The organism is Chryseobacterium sp. (genome assembly GCF_022869225.1).
Taxonomy (GTDB): domain Bacteria; phylum Bacteroidota; class Bacteroidia; order Flavobacteriales; family Weeksellaceae; genus Chryseobacterium.
Genome location: NZ_JALIHL010000001.1, coordinates 763,679 through 787,189, shown reverse-complemented (window position 1 = coordinate 787,189; position 23,511 = coordinate 763,679). Strand labels below are relative to the sequence as shown.

Genomic DNA, 23,511 nt, shown 5'->3' with positions numbered 1-23,511 from the left:
AAAGTGATCAATATCTCTAAATATTAGAGGGAAATCGCTTTTATTAAAAGATAGATAATAGATGAATAATATATTTCTCACTACCAAAGTAAATTATGTTCCGAAGGAATTTGATATGCGTTCCTGGCTAATCTGTTTTTAATTAAACAGATATTTGAAGTGGATAAAATATTTATAAAGAGATGGACAAAGGATTCTCTATTAAATGAGTATTCGGCCAGTAAGATTATAGAAAAAGATAAGCCAGTTATTAATAACATATGAAATAGTTTTATATGCAAATAAAATTTTTACAAGCATTTAATGGGGATTCTATTTGGATTTCATTTCTTGAAAATGGTATTCCAAGAAATATTCTTATTGACGGCGGTGTTGGAAATACTTATAAGAGTACTTCACAAGCAAAAGGTGATTTGCATAAAACAATTGAAAAGATCAGAAAAGATAAGCAGTTCATAGATATTCTTGTTTTAACTCATTTCGATGACGATCATATCGGCGGAATTCTGAGATGGCTGAATAAAGACAAAGAGGCTTCTAATCTTATTAAAAAGGTTTGGTTTAACTCGGGAAAGGAAATAGCTAAGATGTTTAATAGTGATGAAAACAAAGATTTATGTATTGAAATTGACGAAGCAGGCGATTTTCACACGAGTCCTAAACAAGGAATTAAATTCGAAAAATATCTTAAAGATAATAATCTATGGGAGGGAGATATTATTGAGCAAGGTTCAGAATATGACTTATTTGGCTTAAAATTTAAAATTTTGTCGCCGAACCGCACGAAACTCGATGAGCTTTTAAAATTGTATAAAAAACAAAAGGATTATTTTACGAGTGGTGATGAATACGATTTCCAAATTTCTTTGAAAGATTTTATTGCTGAAGAAAGTCAACCAAATTTTAAATTTAAGGAAGATACAAGTGTCGCCAATGGAAGTTCTATCGCTTTTATAATAGAATATGAAGACAAAAGTTTTCTTTTTTTAGCTGACGCACATCCTTCTGTAGTAATCGAAGGTTTGAATAAGTTCGGTTACAATAAGCATAAGCCGTTACATGTAGAATTGATGAAGGTTTCTCATCACGGAAGTATGTACAATACTAACAAAGATCTTTTGGAAATTGTAAAAACAGACAATTATCTAATAAGTTCAGATGCAACTAAACATGGGTTACCAAATAAAAGAACTATAGCTAGAATTATCAATAACAATCCTAATACTTTTATTTACTTCAATTACGATTTAAAAGATGCAATCTTTTCAGAGCAGGATTGGAAAGATTACCCAAGATTTAGATCTAAAATGCATAATGAATTTCAATGGACGAAAACGACTTAAAAAGATACACTATAATACTTGGTGCTGGTAGTGGAATTCTGTTTCAACCATTGGACGAAACTAAAACCTATATACTTTCAGCAAAACATGTGTTTTATGAAAAGGTTCAAAATGATAATGGGCCAGATACTTATGAATTGGTAACTGCAATTAGATTCTCAATGTCAGACAACCAAAATGTATCTACTGAGGTTTCAATTATAAAAGGACAAAATTATTTCGAGCATCCGAGTGAAAATGTAGATGCAGCGATTTTAATTTTAAATGTAAACTTAGGTTTTAATCAGATTTTTGTTGATGAAGATTGTATTGCTTTCAATGAGTGTTTACTATGTGGTTATCCTAATAAAATAGTTGACAATGAGAATGATAGATATAGTAATTATCAAATTAAACGTAAAGTTGATATAACCAATAACGGGTACTTTAGATTAGAGACAAACTTCGGAAATCTAAATCATGAAGATATTATTGGTTTTTCCGGAGGTGGAATTTTGAGATTAAGTAATGGAATCATAAATATCATTGGTATTCAATCATCGACAATCACAGATTATGCAAATGGACAGATAGATGTTGTTCCTATTAATAAGTTTGTAGAAATAATTGAGGAACACGCTTTATCAGAAATTATACCTTCCTTTTTGGTAAGTTTTGAGTTTCTAAAGGATAAAGCTTTTGATATTTCTGCGGGAATATTAGATGAAAATATTTCTTATACAAGAAAGTTTCTTAAAGACAAAACACTTGAAGTTATTAATAGTGATATTACTCCAATATTTATCAAGGAACTCTTCAAAGAGAGATTATTAATTAATGAAAATAATGGGGTGAAACTTAATGATGAACTAATCTATCTTACTTGGTTAGAGTTCTTAACATTAATAAATATTGCAAAAGAAGTTTCTTGCAGTCAAAATGATCTTGAAAGTATTTTTTCAATGACAAGATTATTATATAAGAATACAAATGATGATTGGCAAGGTGCTAATTTCTTAAGAGATTGTTTGTCATCAAACTATGTAGGACTAAATGAAAATGGAACTGTCTTTATAAAGACAAAAAGCAATCCAATTGCTGGAAATATAGCTTATTACAAGCTAGAAAAAGGGAGTTTAGTTCCAAGAATTGATACTTTCAGGAAAAACTATGAAAACGGGACCTTAACAGTAAATAATATTGGAAGTGCTGTTTCCGATGTCGATGAGTTTGCTTTTGATAAATATAATTTTATTCATTTTGAATATCTAAAAAAATATATGCTCATTGAGAATAGTGAAGATTTCAAAGACTATAAAAAGTCTAATAAGCATGAGCTATTAATTAAACTAAAAGAAGAATATGGAAAAGTATTTGGAATATAGTACTGATGTAATAAATCAATTAACAAAAAAATATAAGAATTGCGATTTTCAGTTTTTTTTAGCACAGTCCAATGTAAACATATCTGTGTTTTTTGTATTGACAAATAGTTCTGTTCTCTCTGGAGAAAACCTTTGGGAGGATATTTCAAAAGAAATTGCCTTAAAATACCAATCTAAACTAGAAACAGTATATGAAAAATGGAATCTCTACATCATATATGCTACGAGTGATATAACACCTAAGGAACTTAAAAACAAAATTGAGAATGATAAATTTTCAAGTAGAAAGATTGTAGAGGATTCTTATAATAAAGATCTTAGTGAAGATGAGGCTTATCGCCTAATTGTAAAACACATTACTAATGCAGATTTAAAAAAAATTGTTGAGGAAACTCAAGAGGTCACGATTTCAGCATACATCCCTAAAAATGAGAAACTTTGGGAACTATTATTAGATGAAGAAAAACTTATTGGCGACAGGAAAGCTCAAGCAGCGTTCGTAAAAAAAATAAATACAATATGAAAATCAAAAGTGTAAAAATTACTGGATTCAGAGCGTTTGAGAAAGAAAAAGATGCCACTTTTGATTTTACAAAAGGAGGGGAAATAATGAATTTTGCTTCAATATATGCCCCAAATGGTTTTGGTAAAACCTCTTTTTATGATGCTGTTGAATGGGGAATTACTCATAAAATTCAACGCTTCGATAGAATGGTTGATTTTGAAAAAGTAAGAAAAGATAATGATGCTCCTTTGTTATTAAATAAAGCTTCGTTGTCAGGAAAAGTAATAGTGGAAACAAGTTCGGAAAGTTTTGAAAATGTGATCAATAAAAAGAAAGTTTATAAATATAATCAAAAACCTGTAAACGAGTATTTTCAAAATCAAATATTAACTCAAGATTTAATAGATGCTTTTCTAAAAGAAGAGAAAGCCGATAAACGCTATGAAAACTTCTTGGAAATTGATGATAATTTAAAAAAATACGATTCAGCTTATAAAAAGATCATTCGTCTATTAGAGTATATAAAGGATGAGAGAAAAGATTTAGTTGATAGAAAAAATAAAGAAGAAGCCAAATATCAAGTTGAGATTGATTTTGAACAAGAATTTAAAAAGTTTGATGAGATTAATGAAGTAATCACTTCGCTTAACAAAGAAAGTGAGAACTTAAATTTAATTGATCAAAATACATTCAATCAGACCACTTATGATAATCTATCTAGGAATGTTGATATTCGATTATTATCATTACAAGATGAAATAGAAAAAGTGAAATCGCGTATCATCACGATAATATTAGCTAGAGATGGAGAAGAATTAGAAGGTAGTAAATTAAATGGCGGAGTTTTATCTTACCTGGAAAATAGAAGTGAAATTTTAAAATTGGATAATCAAATTAAAGAATTAGATCAGATAATAACATGGTTTGATGAACAAGAAAAGGTTAATAATGAACTCAGTGTTAACGATGAAAATTTAACAATTCATAGAAATAAATTGGAGCGAGCTCTTAATATTGAGAGGCAATTCGAAACATTTCTTAATATACAAAAAGAGATAGATAGTTTACAGAGGAATATTACAGAGTTTAAAGACGAATTACTTAACACCGAACGTGGGAAGCTTAATGTTGAAAAGGAGAAAAATGATGCACTTATAAGACTTAATGAATTAAAGAACTCTCTTGAGAATAATCGCTCTAAACTAAATAACTTACCGGCCCAACAAAAACAGTTGGAATTAACTTCGCAGATCATTGTTGATTTACAAAAGATTATTGATGCTTTAACAAATTCAATTGGTATAGAAGAAAAGAAGCGAAATGACTTAAGGATAATTTTAGATGAATTCGGGTATTATGAAAATAAGATCAACGATGATATTCAACTTTTATTAGAATTTAAATTATTCGATGGGCATAAAGAATTAATTAATCAATATATAACCGAAGAAAAAAAACTAGAAAAATTTAAAAAAGATATTCAGGAAATCCAATTAAAAATAGATAATCAGAATCAGTTCAATAAAGAACTTAATGATTTTATCAAATCAGGGCTGGAACTGGCGAATAAGTCGCAAAGTTCAAATTGCCCTCTCTGTAATTATAGTTATGGTACATTTGAAAAACTATCTGCGAACATTTTGTCTAATAATTTATTAGATAGTCATTTGAAAATATTTTTAGAAGAAAAGGTTGAGACGGAATCAAAAATAAATGAATTGGTAATACAGCTGTCTATTGACCAAGAAAAAATTAAGGAAGTTTTTTCTTTAATCAAACAGCCTTATTTATCGAATTATACAAACATACAAAATGTAATAAATAAATTAAGCTCTGAGAGAATAATCAATTTAGAGAAATTAAATAGTCATCAATCTATTTTAAATGACATTAATTTATCATTAGGAGATTCGCAGACATTTGAAGAGTTATCGGCCAAAATACAGAATGACTTATCAAAAATAGATAGCCAGATATTAGAACTTTCTAATCAACTGAAAAAAGTTGATGAAACACTTTTAGAGAGAAAAACATTAGTTAAATCAACTAAAGAAAAGTTAGAAATTTCAGAACGCAACGTTTTAAAATATCAATCTTCAAATGAGTATAAAGAAATTAGAGAGTATTTTATTAAGGAGTTAAACTCTAATAGTCTTGAAAAAATTACTCTATCCGAAGGTATTTCTAATATTCGATTGGATATTAATGGTTTAATAATTAAAAAAGAAACTCAAAACAAATCTTTGGCTGAGTTAAGAGTGAAACTATCTAATTATACTTTATCTAAGGATGAATACATTAAAAGAACTCAGCAAATAAATGAGGCTAAAAATCTAATATTGAGAAATTATGAAAGCTATGAAAATTATATTCAATCAGAATTTGATTTAATAATAAGGGACAAAGATAAATCTCAAATCGAACAAGCATTTGTAGATTTAGTAAACAAACAGAAGGAAATAGAAAGGCAAGCTGAAACGAAATTTGAAAAGTACAAAATTGTCAGAATTTTAAATGATGCTTGTATAGAAGCTACTGAATCTAAAAAAGTACAGGATGTGATTAAAGAGATTACTAAGGGGTTACAAGATTTAGGTAGTTCTGAGGAGATGTTAAATGCAGAAAAGGAAAATCTAAAAGCATACCTTAAAGGTACAATTGAAGCTTACTTCTATACACCTTTAATTAATGCCATTTATAGAAAAATAGATCCTCACCCCGATTATAAAGAGATTGAATTTGAATGTGATTTTGCCGAAAACAAACCTCGTTTACAGATTTATACTTTGTCAATCAATGAAAAGGGAGAAGAAATTTGGTCTGTACCTTCTCTATATTTTAGTACGGCTCAAATCAATATTTTAAGTTTAAGTATTTTTCTAGCTCGGGCTTTAAAAACTAAAGATAATGAAAAGCTGCCTGTAGATTGTATCTTTATTGACGACCCAATTCAATCAATGGACAGTATTAATATTCTTTCGTTTATAGATTTATTTAGAGGTATTACTTTGTCTCTAGACAAACAATTAATAGTGTCGACTCACGAAGAGAACTTTCATCTCCTATTGAAGAAAAAAATACCTAGTGAACTTTTTAAATCGACATTTATAGAATTTGAAACATTTGGCAAGGTAAAACCAAATTTTTGATTACTAATAGAAGAAAACTGATGTAAAAATCTTATATGAGTAACGCAAGAGCAACCACTATATACTAAATACGACCTACATCTCCTCTCAAAATTTTGACGAGGGGTATTGGGTTATTGCTCTTTATGAAAAATCAAAAACGATAAATTGAAGAATATGACGTTTCAATTCCGGGCTACTGAGGCGAGTTTACTATTTCATCAAAAATCTAAACTTGGGTCTTACCCCTTCGTATAAAAGAAATAATAGTTTCATTCGTTACAGCATGAAGATACTCTAAACATTACTATAATTTAGTGTAAATAGCTTTGTTTTGATATAGAGAGGTTTAAAGTTTTCCAGGTTCTGATCTCTACACAGATCAGAACCAGTCTTTTCAAAATAGCATAAAAGCCTGTATTTTTATTCATTTTTAAATTACTGCCATGATTCTGCAATAAATGTAAATTATGCTATTACCAGTCAGTAAAACAAATCTGAACGAAGCATAAAAGCCATTTTGTAAAAACATGTATATAAACTAGTCAAATAATTTGTTCTGTTTTTCGTTTAAATATATAGGAGTTCTAACTAAAGGACTTTAATTAATACCACGCCATGCAAGCCGTTTATCTGTACATACGAGTCAGTACTGATGAACAGGCTGTAAAAGGATATTCCCAACGCAGCCAGTTGGATCGACTTGTGCATTATTGTAAAGATCACAATCTCATTGTTGCCAAAACTATTTTCGAAGACTATTCGGCGAAAACATTTAACCGGCCAGAATGGAACAAACTGTTCGCTGAGCTTAAGCTCACTAAAAACCAATCTTCACTTATTCTCTTTACTTATTGGGATCGATTCAGCCGCAATATTATGGACGCTTACAAGATGTTAGAAAGATTGCAGAATATGAAAGTTTCTATTCAGGCAATTGAACAGCAGATAGACTTCTCAATCCCGGAAAGTAAAATTATGTTGGCAATGTACTGGGCTACTTCTGAAGTAGAAAATGATAAAAGAAGCCGTAATGTGCGTTTGGGAATGCAAAAAGCAAGACTGGAAGGAAGATGGATCAATAAAGCTCCTCTAGGATATAGAAATAAAATCACATCTGATGGGAAAAAATATATCGCCATTTATGAATCAGAAGCATATATTATCCGTGAGGCTTTTACAGCTATAGTGAGACAAAATAAATATTGTTTAACTGAAATATACAAGGATGCGGTATCAAATGGGCTTAATTGCAGCAGAAGTGCTTTTTATCGGTTGGTAAGAAATCCTATTTATTGTGGTAAAATAAAAATTCCGGCATTTGAAGATAAACCTGAAAAAATTGTTGAGGGTACTCATGAGCGTCTTATACCTGTAGTCTTATTTGATCAGGTTCAAAGAATAATAAAAGACGCAGATTTGAACCATCCTAAGAAATTAACTTCAAAAAGGATAGCTAATGAAAATTTAATTTTTAGAGGTGTCCTACAATGTCCTAATTGTGGAAAGACGCTGACAGGAAGTGGCTCACAAGGCCACATTAAAAAATATTATTATTACCACTGTATGGGACACTGTTCATACCGGGTAAGAGCTGACCTTATCAATTTGAGTTTTCTTTCATTTCTTAAGAAGAATAGAGTAGTAGAACCATTTTTAGAGCTTGCAGATAGTATTTCAAAGGAAATTTACAGTGAAGAGCATCATGACTATACTCAAAAAAAAGAAGAGATAAAGAAAGAAATGGAAAAATTGATTGATAGGGGATTCAATGCACAAAAGCTATTTTCAAATGGGAATATTGATTATGATGATTATATACTGATAAGAAGCCGTTGCAAGGAATCTTTAAAGGATAATACTGATAAATTAAGACAGCAGGCTTTAAAAATAGTGGCTGAAAAGCATACAGAAAAGGGAAATGATTATATAATTAACCACTTAGGGAGTTTTATGAAAATTCAGATACTATAACCAAACAGAGAATTATCAGGTTGTTTTTTCCGGAGAAAGTAAAAGTAATAGAAGGGAATATTGAAAAAATGCTATCAGAAAGTGTTAAGACCATATTTGGATTAACTATTTCAGCTGCGAAAATAAAAGAAATCCATGGTCAGCAGACAGAGCAGGTAATAGTTGAATTTTTTAAAGAATTATATTTTTTGGGGTATGAACAAAACTTGAAAAACATCTAAAAATTAATTGATTAGTTTTTGATTTTTCAGAGTAAAGCTGATTTATTAAATTATATTAATGTAAAATTCTGAAAAACAGTGTATTGTATAGTGTTTGAAGTGTTCGAGATCCTGTATAGATAACTTAATGGGCTCGTATTTTCGAACTTTTTGCTTAACAGAAAAAAAACGATTTTGGTATTTATTTGATTTTCAGTTGTTTAATATTTTTAAAAAGGTTCGAATCCTGTCAGCTTCGTAGCAAAAATATGGAGCTTTAATCGAAAAATCGACTAAAAAAGATAAAATATTGGTTGTTTAAGAAAAAAAAATTGCTTTAGAAAATAAGGTAAAAGGGTGGGAAATACTCTAAATAGACTGAATTACAAGTATTTATAAATAAAATGACACCATTTGGCCTAAATTGTCCTAATGGTGTCATTAAGTGAGCGCGAAAGGATTCGAACCTTTGACCGTCTGCTTAGAAGGCAGATGCTCTATCCAGCTGAGCTACGCACCCTTAAACGTTGATTGGCTTAATTGATAAGCTCATTAAAAAGTCGGGGCGGCAGGATTCGAACCTGCGACCTCCTGGTCCCAAACCAGGCGCGATGACCGGACTACGCTACGCCCCGAGAATATATAAGAGAGCGGAGGGTAAGGGATTCGAACCCTTGCGACACTTTCGCGTCGACAGTTTAGCAAACTGCTCCGTTAACCACTCCGGCAACCCTCCTTTTTGTTTATTTTTTAATGATCGTTGTTCCGTTATTGCGAGTGCAAATATAGAACAGATTTCTTTATTTACCAAATAAATTTCAAGAAAAATTTGTGTATTTTTGAACTAATAAATCATTAAAAAACTTAACTAATGCGTAAGACATTATATATCATCGGATTAAGCGCTTTTGTTTTTTCATGTACTTCCCAACAAAATGTGAAAAAAAACACTTACAAACCGAAAACCCCCGTAACACAGCCTAAACCGGTAGCTAAAACACCAACGCCGCAACCTCCAAAACCAAAAATTGTTTCTGACCATGGAGTAGATTTTTTTACGACCAATATAGCAGATCCTACCAAAAATGATAATACGGCAAGTTATGGTTCTATTGTTTCAGCAAAACCAGCCGGATATAAAGTTGTAAAGACCTATTTTCCTGCCATTGCACAGAATTTCAGACAGCGTTACTTAATATTACATTATACAGCATTACCGGATGATAAATCAATTACAGTTCTTACACAGCAGGCGGTAAGCTCACATTATCTGGTAAACAATACAGGAGATAACGAAATTTACCAGCTTGTAGACGAAAACAAACGTTCCTATCACGCCGGAGTAAGTTCATGGAGAAATGATAAAAACCTTAATGATACCTCCATTGGAATTGAGATTGTGAATGCAGGCTATTCTACAGATGCAACGGGAAAAAGGATTTTTGCAACATTCAGTGATGAACAGATAAGAAAAGTAGCCGCTCTGGCAAAAGATATTGCGGCAAGATATCAGATCCCTGCAACCAATGTTCTGGCTCATGCAGATATTGCTCCTACCAGAAAACAGGATCCGGGCCCTATGTTTCCATGGAAAAAGCTGTATGATGAATACCAGTTAGGAATGTGGTATGATGAAATGACCAAGCAGAACTTCTTCAGTATTGCACAGACGGATTTTGCTGCAAAATACAATGATACCACTTTTATTTTCCTGGTTCAGACCACTTTGCAGAAATTTGGTTATGGAATGGATCTTAGCGGAAAATGGGATGATGCCACGAAGAAAACCATTGAAGCCTTCCAGTATCACTTCCGTCCTCAAAATTATGACGGAATCATGGATGCTGAAACATGGGCTATACTGCAAGCTTTAAATCAAAAATATCCAACAAAATAATTCAAATTAAAGCGCATCGGTTCGATGCGTTTTTGCTATCTTTAAACGATCAAAAACAGTAAAATATCTGTAATGGAAAATTTCAGAAAAGAAAGCGATCTATTAGGTGAACTTAATGTGCCTTTAGATGCTTATTATGGGGTGCAGACACAAAGAGCAATCAACAATTTTAAAATTTCGGGACAGCTTTTGTCTTCATACCCGGATTTTATTAAAGGCTTAGCTTTCGTAAAAAAAGCAGCCGCTAAAACGAACTATGAATTGGGCCTTCTTGAAGAAAGTCTGTATTTCAAAATAGCAGAAGCCTGTGATGAAATTATCGATGGGAAATACCATGAGCAGTTTCCGGTAGATATGATTCAGGGCGGTGCAGGAACTTCCATCAATATGAACGCGAATGAAGTGATTGCGAATGTTGTACTGGAGAAACTGGGAAAAAATAAAGGCGAGTATGAGTTCTGCTCACCTAATGACCATATCAACCTTTCTCAGTCAACGAATGATGCTTATCCTACAGCCATCAAAATGGGATTGTTGCAGATGAATATGGGCTTGGTAGAAAAACTGGAAAGAATTATAGCCGCTTTCCGCAACAAAGGACATGAATTTCAGGATGTCATTAAGATGGGGCGTACACAGCTTCAGGATGCAGTGCCCATGACGTTGGGACAAGAATTTGAGGCTTTTGCTGCAACATTGGAAGAAGATATTTCCAAATTGAATAATAATGCCAGCCTTTTTGTAGAAGTTAATATGGGAGCAACGGCAATTGGTACAGGGATCAATGCTCCGGTAGGGTATGCAACGCTTTGTGCTAAAAACTTAGCTCAGATCACAGGTTTTCCTATCATTTCTGCACCGGATCTTGTAGAAGCTACACCGGACACCGGCTCTTATGTTATTTATTCATCAGCAATGAAGCGTCTTGCAGTGAAGCTTTCAAAAATCTGCAACGATTTAAGATTACTTTCATCAGGCCCAAGAGCTGGTCTTTTTGAGATCAACCTTCCTCCAATGCAGCCGGGATCATCCATCATGCCGGGTAAAGTGAATCCTGTTATTCCGGAAGTGGTGAATCAGGTCTGCTATAAAGTGATCGGAAACGATCTTACCGTAACTTTTGCAGCGGAAGCAGGACAATTACAGCTGAATGTAATGGAACCGGTACTTTCCCATGCGATCATGGAGAATATCAATTTCCTTTGCAATGCTTTGGATACCCTTCATGACAAATGCGTAGTAGGAATTACGGCTAACAAAGAAGTGTGTCTGAATATGGTAAAACACAGCATCGGTATCGTAACCGCCCTTAACCCTTATATCGGGTACAAGCAGTCTACACAGATCGCTAAAGAAGCATTGGAAACTGGAAAAAGCGTTTATAATCTTGTGCTGGAGAAAGGAATTCTTTCTCAGGAAAAACTCGATGAAATCCTTGACCCAAAGAATATGCTGAAACCGCATAATAAATAATATCAATCCATAAGTGATAAATGGCGTCTGGTCATTTATCACTTATCATTCATCATTTATAAAACAATCGTGAGGTTTTTAATTATAATTCCTGCACATAACGAAGAAGATAATCTTTCATTTACTTTGGATTCTTTACAGAAACAGAGTAGCAAAGATTTTAAAGTGGTCATCGTTAATGACGGTTCCACAGACCGCACGCCTGAAGTCATCCGGAGATATACGGAGAATGATTCCCGGTTTGAAACCATTAATCTTCAAAAATCTGAGCATCAGCCAGGCTCAAAAGTCGTTCATGCTTTTAAAAAGGGTTTGCAGACACAGTCTGTTGATGAATATGAGATCATCTGTAAATTCGATGCAGACATTATTCTGCCTGAAAATTATCTTGAAACAGTACAAAAAGCCTTTATGGATCATCCGAAATATGGGCTGGTAGGTGGACTGCTGTATGTAGAGAAAGACGGGAACTGGGTGTATGAAGGGAACTCCAATAAGCATCACGTAAGAGGCCCGATGAAAGCTTACCGTAAAGAATGCTTTGCGCAGATCGGTGGGTTAAGGGAAACATTAGGTTGGGATAATATAGATTCCATACTGCTTGAAAATTTAGGATGGAAAGAAAAGGTTCTGCCTGAGCTGCATGTCAGACTCATTAAAGTAAAAGGGGCCGATTATACGATTAGACCGGCCGATTATTATGGCCGATATTTTTATTTTTTAGGTTTAAACCGATTTCTGGCCTATATTGCCTCTTCAAAAGAAGCAATGAAGAGCAGATCTCCGTCATTCTTCTTTGATATCCTTACATCTTATGAAAGATGCAGATCAAAGAATCTGGAACTTAAGATTACAAAAGAAGAACAGAAAGCGGTCAATGATCAGCGCTGGAGGATGCTGAAGAAAAAATGGCTGAGGATGTAGACCTCAACCTGAAAACAGATGTGAATTCATGTGCTGTTTCATTCATAATACAGACTGCGATCAATAAGAACGGCTTTAACCCGTTTAATAAAAATAGCATATTCAGAACGGCTTTGGCCGGAATATAAACAAAACATTTTAATCATCCCATTCATCAGTGAAAAAGATAGCCTACATAGAAATAGATACCCACGCAGAAATAGCACAGGCTTTCATGGATATCATGAGAGACTCCCGGGATATAGCGGTAGATTATTATTTTTCAAAAAAAATCAAGGACCAGGTCAGCCAAAATGATGAAGCTGTATTTCTTTCAGACAGTTCGATGATTTTTGACCAGTTGAAAGGAAAGGGATATGATCTGATCATTATTGGAACTGTCCACCGTTATTTTAATACGTTTTTTGCTATTGTAAAGAAATACAATACGGCAGTTATTGCCCATAATCTCAATTTTACCAAAGCTTCAAAACTGGATCTGATGACGGGCATCTTCAAAGGAGACGTTATTTACCGGTTGAAATTGTGGTTGAAAGAAGGATTGTTCTATTCTTCTAAAATATATCAGAAAACCAGGTCTCTTTTGGTTTTGGATGAAGCGTTGTCTTCAGAAAGATATCAGCTCCTGCCTCTTTTCTATACAAGGAACTTTGAGAAAGCTCGAAATGGAAGCCGGATTATTGTCATTCCCGGCGGGGTTTCCCAGAAAAGGAGGGATTATCAGTATATTTTTAAAGCAATTGAGAATTTGAGGACTGATACAAACTATGAGTTTGTATTCCTGGGAAAAGCAAAAGACCGTGAACTGAAGCATCTGGAAAAAATGTCCGGAAAATTGCCTGCTAATCTTCACATCACCTATTTTTCGGAGAGGGTTTCTCCCGGAGAATTTGAAAAATGGATGCAGAAAGCAGATATTCTGTGGTGTCCTATCCAACAGCAAACAGAATTTTTCAGTTTGAAAGAAACCTATGGCGTTACCAAAATGACCGGTAATCTTGGAGATGCCATTGCCTATGGAAAATGGGCTGTTTTTCCGGCCGGTTATCCATCCAAACTGGATTTTATCATTCCTGAAAAGGGAAATATTCTTGAAGATCTGGATCATTTTGCCGGAATGTATTTTGATTTTCAAAAGATCTACAGCAAAGAAGAAGTCCAGAAAAAGCTTCAGCAGCTGTTACTACACCTTATCTCTGCCTGATAAGGCTGCCTATTTTATAAAAGCCAATTTCCAAAAATAGTATACAAGCTTCAGCAGGTTGAGGGTTGTATTTTTTTATCGCTTAATTTTTATTCACGAACCGGTGTTTAATTATTGATAATTTAAAATTAGTTGTTTAAAATTATTTAAATGATAAATTTCATTGTGGATTTATTTTTATTTAGAAAAATTATAAATAACTTTGCGACCTAATTATAAAAAATTGAAACGAATTGTATTGAGCGCAGCCTTATTCATAGGGTCTGTTACGATTTTGTATGGTCAGGAAAAGAAAGTAGACCTGAATGCCGGGACTTTTGAGGTCAAAAAATGCGGCATCATCTATGTGGAAAAAGGAATTACGACCTATACAGGAGGATGTGAAATTATCGTGAAGCATCCGGGCCAGCCTCCCCAAACTATTTTTTTAAAAAAGGATGAAAAACTTGTTGTTAAAGATAAGAAGGCGTCTATAGTTCATACAGATGTAGTTTCAGATATCAGAATAGAAGGAATCGAACTCATTGCCAAAAAGAAAAATTTCTCAGAAATAGAAATTAAGCAGGAGGCTCTTCAGAACATTCAGTCTTTCTCTATAGGGGATGTTCTTCAGCAGCTTCCCGGACAGTTTGTACAGCCTTTTGATAATACCCAATTTAAAAATATTGTTTTCCGTACGGCAAGTGGAGCTTCGGTGGCCTCCAATTCCACTTCTCTGTCCGGAGATGAAGCAGGAAACAAAGCTTTCGGGGTGCAGCTGATGGTAAATGATATAGCCTTGTCCAATAATGAAAACATGCAAAGCTATAATTCGGCCTACAGCTCTCCATTTGGGATCAACTTCACAACAACAGGGAGATCAGGGACGCTTACCCCTTCCCAGCCCAACTTTGGAGTAGACTTACGTGAAATTCCTACGGAAAATATTGAGAGTATAGAAGTGATCCAGGGAATTCCTGATGCTAAATACGGGGATCTGACTTCAGGGCTTATTAAGGTCAGTACATTGGCAAAACGCTCACCATTGCGTTTGGATGCTTCTGTCAGGGAAGGCACTTACCAGTTTGGCCTTACCAGGGGATTTTCTCTGAAAAATGATCAGGCGCTGAATGTTTCAGCGGATTATATGAATTCAATTACCGATCCCAGGACAAGTTTAATAGGATATGACAGGTTTAGTATCAATACCCTTTGGGGAATTAATGCTAAAAATGTTAAAAATAAACTTTCATTTTCATTCTCCCAAAATACAAGCAACGGAAGAAAAGATCCTGATGATCTGCAGGGAATAGTGATCAACAGTAATAACAAGACCTTTTCATTAAGCAATAACTTTAAATATTTTATAAGAGGTTCCAAAAAGAAAATATTCAATACGGTTGGAGCAGATGTAGGGGTGAGCTATGCCACTCAGCTTACAGAAAGAACTTACCACCTGAATCAAGGTGCGCGTCCTTATGGAAACGCATTGGAAAACAGTGTGTATTATGCTCCCTACACGCCGCCAAGTTATGAAAATCAGACGTTTGTAGATGGGAAGCCCATCAATATTTATATCAATGCAAGTGCTGATGGGGTGTATACCACTTCTAAAAAATGGGTTCACGTTTATTCTGCAGGATTCAATTTCAGATATGGTGATAACCTTGGAAAAGGAAAATACGGTACAGCCGGACAATTTTCTACGATTGCTTCTACAGGAGGAACGGCCAACGGCGTAAGGGATTATAATTATCAGGACAATGTACTGGCAACGTCACAATACGCATTCTATCTTCAGGATAATATCTTTAAAAGAATCAATAATAAACATACATTAAGGGCCAATCTCGGGCTTCGTTATGATATTCAGAATGGAAGGTCTACAGTATCTCCAAGGATCAATACTTCCTATCAGATGGGAGACTTTACGCTGCGTGCAGGACTTGGTTTAACTTCTAAGGCGCCTTCTTTGAATCAATTGTATACAGGGCCAAGGTATTTTGATATTCTGCTGGGTGATTACCGTCTTCCGGGATATTATACGGTAGGAGTGATGCAGACGGTTGTTACTCCGGGAGATAATTCAGATCTTAAACCTTCTAAAAGCTGGAAAACAGAAATCGGGGTAGATTATAGACTTCCTTTTGCGACATTGAACCTTACAGGATATTACAACAAGCTTTTCGATGGTTTCAGTACGATATCTGTGGCTAAAGTGATGGATAAGGCCAAAGTGGAAATATCTGCGGAAGGGACCCATATTCCTACTTTCGAAATTGTAGGAACTGACAAATTTTACTATCTCCAGAACAGGATTATCAACGGGTATGAATCCTCAGATATGGGATTGGAGCTGATGATGTTCTTTAAAAAAATAGAAGCCCTCAATCTGATTACAGGATTTAATGCTTCTTATGTAAAAACAAAAAGCAAGAAGAACGAAGGAATACCAAGCATCGCCGCCCTTACCGTTCCGGATCCTGCTTTCCAGTACGGATTGTACAGTGATACCCATACGGAAGCTACTATGGCAAGAGCCAGCTTTAGTTTCGATTATCATTTGCCGTCTTCAGGGCTTATTATCGGTCTCCGTACCGACCATTTTCTTATTGATAAGAGAACGACAAGCGGAAGGGATATATATCCGATTGGTTATATTGACCACCAGCTTAATACGGTTATGATTCCGGAAGCAGAAAGGGATAATACCAAATACCAGAACCTGTTCAGAAAACCTTCAGACGAATCGCTGTCAGGGTTAGGCAATAAAACACTTCACAATGTACATTTCAGGGTGACGAAAGATTTCTTAAGTGGATTCAGGATTTCCATCTACGTCAATAATGTTTTTAACCTGAAAGCGTACAACGAATATGGAAGCCTCTATACCAACTTTAGTCCGACTTCGTTCGGGGCTAATGTCTCCTATAAATTTTAAAAAAATATAGTATTATGAAAAATATAATAACCTATTTGTTTTTACCTGTTCTGATATTGATTACAGGATGTAAAAGAGAAGATGATTTCGGTGGTGGCGGTGAACTTCAGCCGGTACCGTTTACCATAACTGCAAAGTATGATGCTGTAAAGCTGAGTGGGAAAAATGCTGCGAATGTCGACGTGATTCTGGAGAATACTTCAACGGGAGATAAGATTATCGGGAAAACGGATGCGAATGGAGAATTGAAGTTTGAAGCTATTCTTCCGGGAACCTATAATATTACAGCAGAATCAAAGATGTCGAAACAGGAATATCAGGAATTGTTTGGAGCCTCTATTGCCAGTGCTGAAGCACATTTTGGAGGGATGCAGGAGAAAGTGACCATCAATGCCAATATTTCTTCAACAATAGTTACGCTTTCTTCGGGGAGAGTGGGAGACCTGCTGATCAAACAGGTATACTATGCAGGGTCTTCTACTACTGAAGGTGCTGTTTTCAGGGACCATTTCCTTGAAATCTATAATAATTCTGATGAAACCATCTTTGCAGATGGATTGTATGTAGCTCTTCTGGAAGGAAATACAAACAGTAATGTTACCTCTTATACTTTGGCTAACGGCCAGTATGACTGGAGTAAGTCTGCCGGAAATAATATCGGGGGAAGTGCCAATACAGAGTATGTATATGCCAATACGGTGATCAGAATTCCAGGGAGCGGGAGCCAGTATCCTATCTATCCGGGAGAGAGCATTGTCATTGCTCAGACGGCTATCAACCACAAAGCCCCTTATGATAATATCAACGGGCAGTCGGTTTCTATCAAAAAGCCTGAACTGACGGTGGACCTTAGCGGAGCAGATTTTGAAACCTATCTTGGTGATTATCTTACAGCCAATGGAGGCAGCCCGTATATGTATGATATCCAAAACATTTTGGTTCCTGACATGAAGATTATACACTGGTCAGCGGCTTCCAAAGACCTGCTGTTATCCCCTACTTCGAGACCTGCATTCGTTATTTTTAAAGCAGCAGATGATGAGGTGGCTTTATTTGCAAAAGTACCAAGTCCTAAAAGCGTAACAGGGCCGCTATTTGCGAGAATTCCTAAGAAAATAATCATTGATGGGGTGGATACCACAGATAAAGAACTGAAAGCTCCCAAAGATCTACCTGTGGATATAGATGCCACCAGAGCATTTATCAAAGATGAGACCGGAGCTCCCTATCCCGATTATAGTTCATATTCCATCATTCGTAAAATAAAAGAAGTCGTTAATAACAGAGCGGTCCTGATGGACACCAATAATTCTCAAAATGATTTCACAACGATAAAAGCAAACCCAAGAGGCAATGCACCACTATAAAAAAATACTGTCATTTCATACATCTTTCCCGGTATTTATCCTGATTCTGGTGAATCAATGTATGTTTTCCCAGAATACCAGAATGGACAGTATTGATATCAGTACTGTTGAAAAGAATATCCGGTTGGAAAACCCGTATCTAAGCTTTTTTCATCCGCTGGACTTTTCAGCTACCTCTTTTAATTATTCTGCCAGCAAGCAGGGATTTAAAAGAGTTCAGTCTCCGGATAAGGCTGAAGCATTTAATTTCAATTCTCAAGGGGTATTTCAGCTTTCTCCGAAAATTGCCCTTTCCGGAAGGCTGAATGCGATCCGGGAAAAAGAACATAATGTCCCTTTTATCTTAACGGATGAGAGAACTACGAATCAGTCTTTTATACACAATCCTTCTTATTTTTATGTTCCGAGACCGGCAGACTGGCTGAAGCAGGACTATAATATCTATGGAGTAGTGGCTTACAGGCCTGTTAACTTGATCATAGCACAGCTGGGAGTAGAAGGCGATTTTACAAAAGCTTACCGGGATGCGGATCCACGTCCGAAAACAGATCGCTACCTGTATCATATATTTTCTAAAATAGGGCTGAGCTGGAAAGGGCATACCTTATTTGCAAAAGGGAAGTATTTTAATGATTATAAAAAGAATGATATTATGTACGTGAATCTGAATACCAATGTTCCTTCCAATGACAGTGTGTATATCCGATATAACGAAGGGTATGGAAATCAGTATAAAGGAGAGCTGTACTCCTCTACAGAATACAAATCTGACGGCTATATATGGGGAGGTGAATATGCATTCAATAATAAAAATATTCACTTGAGTGCAGGCTATGACTATCAGTATTCTGTTGAGCGCTTTTACAGAATATACAGCTATAAAGAACCTAATGAGAAAGAACAAAGGGTATATAATAAATATTCGGGACTAAGGACGGACAAACACAGTGCCTATTTGAATTTTTTAGGCAGGTTTAATGGATACAACTGGGCATCAAGACTGGATTTCTGGGATCAGCTGGATGATAATTACAATTATGCCCTTCAGTATAAGACTTATAGACTTCATCAGTATCAGCTGAGATGGAATAACAGTCTCCGTTGGTTTAACTCAAGGAATGAGTCCCAAAAAATAAACCTGGATCTTTTATACGGGAGAAACAGGGTAAAAGATATTTCTGTCGTTCTGGATCGTGAGATTAATTATATTCAGTACGCTTTAGGATATGAAAAGGAATTCCGCCTGAATTCTGCAGATAAACTGGCCCTGGGAGCGGAGCAGTATCTGTACATTCCTGTTCATAAAAGCTTTAGCTATATCCCTTATCAGAGTACCCGAGAAAATGTATTTGTGCAAAAAATAGCGATTCCGGATTATGGTTACGATGCTTCTTCAAAAGCAGGACTCAGCCTTAATTTGAAATATAAAATGGACCGGAAAAAGATCCGCTACGAATTAGAAGGAATGATAACACAGAACTGGCTTGCCGGACATCAGTATAAACGGGCAGTACCCGGTTATAATGGTAATGCCAACTTTATTGCTAGTTTTGCACTGAAAGTATTTTATTAAAATGAAGGAAAGATATTTGGCAGTTATTGCTATTGCATCAGTAATGATCATGTCCGCCTACCGGTCCAATGATCCTACGGGATATACGGTAGCAGAGCTGCGTGAAATGTATGGAAGCGGAAACCATGCTTTGTGGCCTAAAACTTCTCTTTTTGATGAAGCTAAAGAAGGATTTCAGGATATAGGGTCTCTTCCTGAAATGGTATTCCCTGATGATAATCCCTATTCTGAAGATAAAGCTGAGCTGGGTAAAATGCTTTTTTTTGATCCCCGTTTATCCGGATCCGGCCAGATTTCCTGTGCTAACTGCCATAATCCGGACCTGGGTTGGGCAGATGGAAGCAGGGTTTCTTTTGGACATAACAGACAGACAGGAACCAGAAATGCTCCCACTTTACTGAATATTGGATACGCGAAATCATTATTTTGGGATGGAAGGGCAATGACCCTTGAGGAGCAGGTGAAATCCCCTATAGAAAACCCGGTGGAAATGAATCTTCATTACAAACTGGCTACTAAAAATATCCGAAAAATAAAAGGGTACAGAACGTATTTTGAAAAAGCTTTCGGAACCAAAGAGGTCACGGAAGACAGAATTTCCAAAGCGATTGCCACTTTTGAACGAACATTGGTAAGCCCATCTTCCCGTTTTGATAAATTTATAGGAGGTAAGAAAAGTGAATTTACTGATTCTGAAGTCAATGGACTGCACTTGTTCCGCACCAAAGCAAATTGCATCAATTGTCATAATACTCCGTATTTCTCAGATCAGAAGTTTCATAACCTGGGACTTACCTACTATGGAAGAAAATATGAAGACCTGGGAAGGTATAAGGAGACCCTGAACAATGAAGATGTCGGTAAATTTAAGACCCCGACATTAAGAGAGGTAACAGACAATAAACCCTATATGCATAACGGTCTTTTTCCTGAACTGGCCAATGTCGTGATGATGTATAACGCAGGAATGGGAAGGGAAACCCCAAAGGCAGACCAGGTCAATGATCCGAAGTTCCCGCATAAATCAGGAATGATTGTAAAGCTGAATCTTACAGATGATGAGGTTTTTGATATCGTGGCTTTTCTGAAAACCCTTACCAGCTATAAATATAAAATGAGACCGCCGGAACTTCCGGTTCAATAATAGTTAGGACTCTTCAATACAGAAATGTATTATTTTAAGTTTTGTATTATGATAACCGCTCCATTTTCGGAGTGGTTATTTTTATGGGTAAAAGGGACTTATTTATGTTTATCATTCAAGCTAATGTAAGCTTAAATGAGTTGGCCAGCAGATGAAAAAACAGGCTTAGTTATTATGATCAACACTTGATCTCAGGTCCAATCTCCGGTTTATTTAAACTTAAAAATACTTTTAATAAATCTTATATTCAGGTAATCCTCTACCGGGAATATCCTGGTAAAGTGGTTTCCCACATAGATCAGGGCCAAAACTACTGCCGGTTTATACATAAGATTGATCAGATTGCTGTTGAAATTAGGAAGAACGATAGCTACTGTGATGGCCAGAGTACAGATGATTGAAACAAAGATCATTTCGATGGTCAGCGGAGAAACTTTAAAGACAATATAGTTGAAGATGATTTTTATAACATTGTAAACAGTCAGGGAAATAGCTGTGGATAAAGCAATTCCAATAAGCTTCAGCTCTGTATTTTTGATGAAGTAATAATTCAGTCCGATGGTTAATCCGGCTAGTAAAAGCATGACCAGGATGTTAAAACGGTAATATTTTGAAAGAGAGATAATATTGCCGTTGAATCCGGTGGCCAGATCAATTAAAACGGCAGACCCCCAGATCCAAACTACAGGTTCATACTCTCTAAGCATGGTGCCGTTTTTCGGCATAAATTGAGTCAGATAAGGAAATCCAACCATAATGCATGAGAACAATACAGCCCCTAGAAAATATAATGACAAAGATGTTTTTTTGTGAAATCTGTCCAGTTCTTCCATATCCCCATCCGCAAGTGTTTTGTTGATGATAGGAGCGGAGATGTTAAATAATCCCAGCTGGGGAATAGAAATCAATGAAATAAGAGCATAGAGAACAGAATAGATTCCTACCTCTTCCATTCCCATGAATTCCCCGATCATAAAGCTGTTGATGGCCAGGTAATTTCCAAAAGTTCCTAAAAAACCAAAGAAACTGTAGTTGAAAAAATTTTTCCACAGATTATTCTTCTTAAAATAATCGGTATTGAAATCAAGGTTAATTTTTTCAAGTTTATTTGTATAATAGATGTAGCCGAAAAGCATTAAAGCAAATATCCCGAAAAAGAAAGCAAATGCAATCTTCTGAGACAGAGCAAAATAATAAAACAGACAGAAAGCTCCCAGATTAGCTATTTTAGGAAATAGATTGTCAAAAATATTGGAAACTACAATTCTTTTATAATTGGAGGTGTATTTATTGAAAATAGCACAAAAGGAAAGAATTAAAATTAAAGGAAGAATCATTTCTTTGATTTTCCATGCCTCCGAATGTCTGAACTTCGGATAAAAATAAGGCAGTACAAAAAATACTGCGGTAAAAATGAGAAAGTTGATAAAAACAGTAAGCAGCGATAATGACAGCATATTCTGCTTTTTACCATCTCTTTCCACCGTGTGAAAAAACTTTACATTAGAATAAGAAATACCCAATACTACAAAAGGAACCAGCATTTCAGCAGTAGGGAGAATATAGCGGAGCTTTCCGTAAAATTCAAAATCATTCGGAAAAATGAATATTGCAGAGACTGTGCCCAGCAAAAAACCAATATAACCGATAATGGAATATTTGAAGCCTTGTCTCGCTACTACGCTCATAAAGTTGTTTTAAGGTTTTTTAGGTATAAAAATAATATTGTTGATATACTGAGTTTTATTTTTTTCGTCGTTTGTATTTTGTAAAAGAATGTCTTCTGTAAGTGTTTCTAATGTGAAGCTGTTTCTGTTAAGATATTTAGCTTCATATCCCCAGCTTTTCACTTCAGATATTTCATTCCATATCGGTGTTTCGTGGTGTCTTTGTTCCATTTCGACCATTAAAGTCGGAAGAAACTGCCTGATGGTTTCTTTAGCTCCGGAAAGGGTTTTTACTTCATTTCCCTCCACATCGATCTTAATAAAATCAAGCCTGCCCATCTGCTCTGTCGCTGCCCATTCGTCCAGTTTGATAACCTTTACTTTTTCAGTATAGCTTTTTTCTTCTCCTTTTTCCTTGTAAGAGGTATTCAGGGTTCCGCGGGAAGCGATTGCTTTTCCGTTAATCACGGGAACTTTAAACTCTGCCGTCGTGTTCTCATCAGAAAGAGCCAAAGGGAGAACCCTCATCGCAGGAAACAGTCTCTTCAGACGCAGGTAAAGTTTTTTATTCGGTTCAAAAGCATAGATATGCCCGGGATCCAGTTTCTTTTCCAACTGATAAAGGAAAGTTCCCACATTGGCACCAATGTCCAGTATTACAGCATTTTCAGGAAGATATTCCTTGATCCATACCAGTTCCGGCTCTACATTACGTTCCGAAAAATTATCTTTGTTAAGACTGTTTAAGTTTTTAAAATATCTTTTTTTGTAGAAATTCGGACTTATATATTGTAGTTTTTCTGCAATTTTTTGGTATAAAGACATTCT

General features: G+C 35.3%; 16 protein-coding genes and 3 tRNA genes. 14 read left to right on the top strand and 5 right to left on the bottom strand.

What is annotated here, in order from left to right; translation table 11 throughout:
* The first annotated feature begins 275 nt into the window (after positions 1–275).
* The 5 genes from MUW56_RS03750 (at position 276) to MUW56_RS03730 (ending at position 8,314) form a co-directional block, all read left to right on the top strand.
* Complete coding sequence (locus MUW56_RS03750) at positions 276–1,343, top strand: MBL fold metallo-hydrolase (RefSeq protein ID WP_292011931.1); 1,068 nt, start codon at positions 276–278, stop codon at positions 1,341–1,343.
* Positions 1,325–2,707, top strand: a complete 1,383-nt coding sequence (locus MUW56_RS03745) for an ABC-three component system protein (RefSeq protein ID WP_292011930.1) — start codon at positions 1,325–1,327, stop codon at positions 2,705–2,707. The genes MUW56_RS03750 and MUW56_RS03745 overlap by 19 nt, the downstream gene beginning before the upstream one ends.
* Positions 2,685–3,230 (top strand): ABC-three component system middle component 1, encoded by a 546-nt coding sequence (locus MUW56_RS03740; RefSeq protein WP_292011929.1) that lies wholly within the window; start codon positions 2,685–2,687, stop codon positions 3,228–3,230. Before MUW56_RS03745 ends, MUW56_RS03740 begins: the two co-directional genes overlap by 23 nt.
* Positions 3,227–6,361, top strand: a complete 3,135-nt coding sequence (locus tag MUW56_RS03735) for an AAA family ATPase (protein WP_292011928.1) — start codon at positions 3,227–3,229, stop codon at positions 6,359–6,361. The genes MUW56_RS03740 and MUW56_RS03735 overlap by 4 nt, the downstream gene beginning before the upstream one ends.
* Before the next feature lie 597 nt (positions 6,362–6,958).
* Complete coding sequence (locus tag MUW56_RS03730) at positions 6,959–8,314, top strand: recombinase family protein (protein WP_292011927.1); 1,356 nt, start codon at positions 6,959–6,961, stop codon at positions 8,312–8,314.
* A gap of 646 nt (positions 8,315–8,960) precedes the next feature.
* Here the strand turns inward: MUW56_RS03730 and MUW56_RS03725 are convergent.
* The 3 genes from MUW56_RS03725 to MUW56_RS03715 form a co-directional block, all read right to left on the bottom strand.
* A tRNA-Arg gene (locus MUW56_RS03725) sits at positions 8,961–9,034 on the bottom strand.
* A 40-nt stretch (positions 9,035–9,074) separates the two neighbouring features.
* Positions 9,075–9,149 (bottom strand) — tRNA-Pro (locus tag MUW56_RS03720).
* A gap of 16 nt (positions 9,150–9,165) precedes the next feature.
* Positions 9,166–9,250, bottom strand: a tRNA-Ser gene (locus tag MUW56_RS03715).
* 135 nt (positions 9,251–9,385) lie between these two features.
* Between MUW56_RS03715 and MUW56_RS03710 the strand changes: the two genes are divergently transcribed.
* The 9 genes from MUW56_RS03710 (at position 9,386) to MUW56_RS03670 (ending at position 21,016) form a co-directional block, all read left to right on the top strand.
* Positions 9,386–10,411 (top strand): N-acetylmuramoyl-L-alanine amidase, encoded by a 1,026-nt coding sequence (locus MUW56_RS03710; RefSeq protein ID WP_292011926.1) that lies wholly within the window; start codon positions 9,386–9,388, stop codon positions 10,409–10,411.
* Positions 10,412–10,483: 72 nt separating this feature from the next.
* Positions 10,484–11,884, top strand: a complete 1,401-nt coding sequence (gene aspA, locus MUW56_RS03705; RefSeq protein ID WP_292011925.1) for an aspartate ammonia-lyase — start codon at positions 10,484–10,486, stop codon at positions 11,882–11,884.
* 69 nt (positions 11,885–11,953) lie between these two features.
* Positions 11,954–12,808 (top strand): glycosyltransferase family 2 protein, encoded by an 855-nt coding sequence (locus MUW56_RS03700; protein WP_292011924.1) that lies wholly within the window; start codon positions 11,954–11,956, stop codon positions 12,806–12,808.
* Positions 12,793–12,936 carry a hypothetical protein gene (locus MUW56_RS03695; RefSeq protein ID WP_292011923.1) on the top strand — a complete coding sequence of 48 codons (144 nt, stop codon included), beginning with the start codon at positions 12,793–12,795 and terminating at the stop codon, positions 12,934–12,936. Before MUW56_RS03700 ends, MUW56_RS03695 begins: the two co-directional genes overlap by 16 nt.
* Before the next feature lie 29 nt (positions 12,937–12,965).
* Positions 12,966–14,012, top strand: a complete 1,047-nt coding sequence (locus tag MUW56_RS03690) for a hypothetical protein (protein WP_292011922.1) — start codon at positions 12,966–12,968, stop codon at positions 14,010–14,012.
* A 223-nt stretch (positions 14,013–14,235) separates the two neighbouring features.
* A complete protein-coding gene (locus MUW56_RS03685) occupies positions 14,236–16,932 on the top strand; it encodes a TonB-dependent siderophore receptor (RefSeq protein ID WP_292011921.1) in 2,697 nt (898 codons plus the stop codon).
* Between the two features lie 14 nt (positions 16,933–16,946).
* Entirely contained in the window at positions 16,947–18,299 is a 1,353-nt protein-coding gene (locus MUW56_RS03680) for a DUF4876 domain-containing protein (RefSeq protein WP_292011920.1), read from the top strand.
* Positions 18,286–19,872: a DUF6850 family outer membrane beta-barrel protein gene (locus MUW56_RS03675; protein ID WP_292011919.1), complete on the top strand. Its 1,587-nt coding sequence runs from the start codon at positions 18,286–18,288 to the stop codon at positions 19,870–19,872. The genes MUW56_RS03680 and MUW56_RS03675 overlap by 14 nt, the downstream gene beginning before the upstream one ends.
* A 1-nt stretch (position 19,873) precedes the next feature.
* Positions 19,874–21,016 (top strand): cytochrome c peroxidase, encoded by a 1,143-nt coding sequence (locus MUW56_RS03670; protein ID WP_292011918.1) that lies wholly within the window; start codon positions 19,874–19,876, stop codon positions 21,014–21,016.
* A gap of 209 nt (positions 21,017–21,225) precedes the next feature.
* Here MUW56_RS03670 and MUW56_RS03665 read toward each other — a convergent pair whose 3' ends face one another.
* A complete protein-coding gene (locus tag MUW56_RS03665) occupies positions 21,226–22,704 on the bottom strand; it encodes a lipopolysaccharide biosynthesis protein (protein WP_292011917.1) in 1,479 nt (492 codons plus the stop codon).
* A gap of 9 nt (positions 22,705–22,713) precedes the next feature.
* Positions 22,714–23,508, bottom strand: coding sequence for an FkbM family methyltransferase (locus tag MUW56_RS03660; protein ID WP_292011916.1), 795 nt, complete (start codon positions 23,506–23,508; stop codon positions 22,714–22,716).
* Positions 23,509–23,511 lie beyond the last annotated feature (3 nt).